This window comes from Pedobacter sp. HMWF019 (assembly GCF_003061025.1).
Lineage (GTDB): Bacteria > Bacteroidota > Bacteroidia > Sphingobacteriales > Sphingobacteriaceae > Pedobacter.
Genome location: NZ_QAIL01000610.1, coordinates 1 through 3541, shown reverse-complemented (window position 1 = coordinate 3541; position 3541 = coordinate 1). Strand labels below are relative to the sequence as shown.

At 39.8% G+C, this 3541-nt stretch carries 3 protein-coding genes; 1 reads left to right on the top strand and 2 read right to left on the bottom strand.

Going from position 1 to position 3541, the window contains the following annotated elements; genetic code table 11:
* The first annotated feature begins 1 nt into the window (after position 1).
* Positions 2 to 1306: a DNA recombination protein RmuC gene (locus tag DBR11_RS28755; protein WP_108555957.1), complete on the top strand. Its 1305-nt coding sequence runs from the start codon at positions 2 to 4 to the stop codon at positions 1304 to 1306.
* Here DBR11_RS28755 and thiL read toward each other — a convergent pair.
* The gene (gene thiL, locus DBR11_RS28750) at positions 1301 to 2341 is read right to left on the bottom strand and encodes a thiamine-phosphate kinase (protein WP_108555956.1); all 1041 of its coding nucleotides are present in this window, start codon (positions 2339 to 2341) and stop codon (positions 1301 to 1303) included. The two genes, DBR11_RS28755 and thiL, sit on opposite strands and share 6 nt — an antisense overlap.
* Before the next feature lie 89 nt (positions 2342 to 2430).
* A complete protein-coding gene (gene nadA / locus DBR11_RS28745; RefSeq protein ID WP_108555955.1) occupies positions 2431 to 3429 on the bottom strand; it encodes a quinolinate synthase NadA in 999 nt (332 codons plus the stop codon).
* Positions 3430 to 3541: the final 112 nt, after the last annotated feature.

Below are 3541 nucleotides of genomic sequence, written 5' to 3'. Positions count from 1 at the left end.
GATCCTGACCTCGCTGCTGCTTATTTTATGTGCCCTGATCTTTTTATTTACCAAAAAAAATGCTGGTAGTGGCGTTCATCTCCTTGAGCTCAAAGAATCGGAGCACCAGAAAGCGATTGCCTGGCTTAAAGAAGAAAAAACAAGAACAGAAGACGAATTAAACGACCTCAGAAATCTGTTTATGCAGGAGCGGGGCAAACTGATCAAAGCAGAAGAAAACCTTCATAGTCAGCTGGCTAAACAAGCTGAACAAGAAAAATACATTGCCGAACTCCAGTATAAATTCAAACTCGAATTTGAAAATATTGCCAACAAGATCCTGGATGAAAAATCTTCGAAGTTCACCGAACAGAATAAAGTAAACCTCGACAGCATATTAAGCCCGCTGCGAGAAAATATCAAGGCCTTTGAGGAAAAGGTAGACAAGGTCTATAAAACTGAATCTGACGAGCGGAATACCCTTAAGGGTGTCATTTCACAGCTCATGGTACAGAGCAAACAAATACAGGAAGATGCCACCAATCTGACCAAAGCGCTAAAAGGTGACAGCAAAAAACAAGGCAACTGGGGAGAAGTGATCTTAGAACGTGTACTGGAAAGATCTGGACTGGTCAAAGACAGGGAATACCGTATACAAACTTCCCTCAGTGGTGCAGAAGGCACCCGCTTACAACCCGATGTACTGATCGATCTTCCTGATGAAAAACATATTGTAGTCGACTCAAAAGTTTCCCTGGTGGCTTATGAACGCTTTGTCAGTGCAGAAAGTGAAGAAGAACGCGAAAATCAGCTTAAACTTCACATCTTATCCATTAAAGCCCATATACAAGGCTTATCGGGAAAGAATTATCAAGACCTCTACCAAATTAATTCTCCCGATTTTGTCCTGCTCTTCATTCCGATAGAATCCTCTTTTGGATTGGCTGTACAAAGTGATGCGGAATTATTCAATTATGCCTGGGACAGGAAAGTCGTTATTGTAAGCCCCTCTACCTTACTGGCCACTCTTCGCACTATTGCCAGCATATGGAAGCAGGAACGCCAGAACAGGAATGTTTTAGAGATCGCAAGGTTGAGCGGTAGCATGTATGATAAGTTTGTTGGATTCTTAAGCGATATGGAGGCCATAGGACGTAACATCAGGCAAAGTCAGGATGCCTATGATAAAGCGATTAATAAACTCTCTACAGGGGCTGGAAATCTGTCCAGCACTTCTGAGAAAATTAAAAAGCTGGGTGCAAAAACAAATAAGCAGATTGATGCTAAATTTTTGGACCCAGCTTTGGCCGAAGAAGAACAATTATAATTTAAATGCGTTCCAGCCCTGAGCTTTCAGTTCATGAACCACATTAGACTTGGAAATCATCTTGCAACCTGAGTTTTTATCTGTCATATGACCTATAACCGTAATGTCAACATCATGCTTTAAACGTTCATAATCAACCTGTTTAATTGTGAATAACAATTCATAATCTTCCCCGCCGTTCAGTGCACAGACAGTGGGATCCAGTCCAAGTTCGCGTGCCGTTTCATACGTCATAGGATCAATTGGCAGCTTATCCTCATAAATAGTACAACCCACACCAGACTGTGTAGCCAGATGAAAAATCTCCGATGCCAGACCATCTGAAACATCAATCATCGCCGTCGGTTTTATCTTCATTTGCGCTAGCAAATCAACGATATCTCTCCGGCCTTCAGGTTTAAGCTGGCGTTCAATAATATAGTCCTTTCCTTCCAGATCAGGCTGAATATTAGGATTTTCCAGGAAAATTTGCTTTTCCCTTTCCAGAATCTGTAGACCAACATAGGCACCTCCAAGGTCCCCACTCACACAAAGCAGATCACCTTCACCTGCCCCATTACGGTAGCATATATCCTGTTGGTCTGCATAACCAATACTGGTCACACTAATCACCAAACCTTGTTTACTTGAAGATGTATCCCCCCCGATTAAATCAATATTGAATTTATTGCAGGCGAGTTCAACCCCTTTATAGATCTCCTCTACAGCCTCCAGTGGAAATTTACTCGACAGACCAATGGAAAAGGTAATTTGGGTTGCGACACCGTTCATAGCATAAATATCACTTAAATTCACCTGTACAGCCTTGTAACCCAGGTGCATAAGAGGTACATATGCCAAATCAAAATGTACACCTTCCAGCAGCAGATCTGTAGAGATCAGGATCTGTTTATCTCCAAAACTTAATACAGCTGCATCATCTCCAATCCCCTTTACACTACTCTCATGCTGAATCTTAAAATGTTCCGTCAGGTGTTTGATCAGCCCAAATTCTCCTAATTCTGCAAGATCTGTACGTTCTTTATTTTCAAACATTATCTAATTGTTATATAGTCAATTAACAGGTTATCCACATTGGTTTTATCGTTTAATTTCCGAAAAAACCAACAGCACCTGCTTTTAAATTATAAGCCTAAACTAGCTGATATCTCCAGCATTCTCTCGATTGGTTTTCGCGCTTCCACAATAATATTCGCAGGAACAGTAACCTCCGGAAGACCATTTTTCATACACAAATACAATTTTTCAAGCGTATTTCTCTTCATGTAAGCGCAATCGTTGCAAGCACAACTATTAGTCGGAGGAGCTGGAATGAAAGTTTTTCCCGGACTTGCCTTTTCCATTTGGTGAATAATCCCACTTTCAGTAGCCACAATAAATTCTTGTGCATCGCTATTGATGGAATATTTTAACAATCCTGTTGTAGAGCCAATATAATCAGCCATTTGCAAAACTGCTTCTTCACATTCCGGATGCGCAATAAATTTTGCATTGGGATGTCTTTCTTTTAGTTTGGTAATCTTTTCCCTGGAAAAAATTTCATGAACCATACAGGCACCATTCCATAAAACTAAATCTCTTCCAGTTTTTTTTGCTACCCATGCGCCAAGGTTTTTATCCGGTCCAAAAATAATTTTCTGATCTTTAGGCAAACTCTCAACAATTTGTACCGCATTGGTTGAGGTACACACAATATCGCTTAATGCTTTTAACTCTGCAGTACAATTTACATAGGTGATCACCAAATGATCTGGATATTTTTCTTTAAATTTTTTAAATAAATGAGGCGGGCAGCTATCGGCCAGCGAACAACCCGCTTTTAAATCAGGCAGCAACACCTTTTTTTCCGGAGATAATATTTTTGCAGTTTCTGCCATAAAATGAACTCCAGCAAACACAATAACGTCGGCCTCAGTCTTTGCAGCTTCCTGTGACAAACCTAGGCTGTCACCAATGTAATCAGCAACATCCTGTATATCAGCTTCTTGATAGTAGTGAGCCAGTACTATAGCGTTCTTTTCTTTTTTCAGTTTTTCAATTTCTTCAAAAAGATCCAGAGTCGGGTCAATTGCTTCATCTACAAATCCTTTGATATTTAATTCCTCTAGGATATCCGTTTTCATTAAAGTATAAATTATTTATTTTAAAATATATATTTTCTTTACAATTATTTAATTATCAGCAGTATCTGCAGTCTAAAGCCTCCTACAATGCGATATTTACGAACTGATGCTC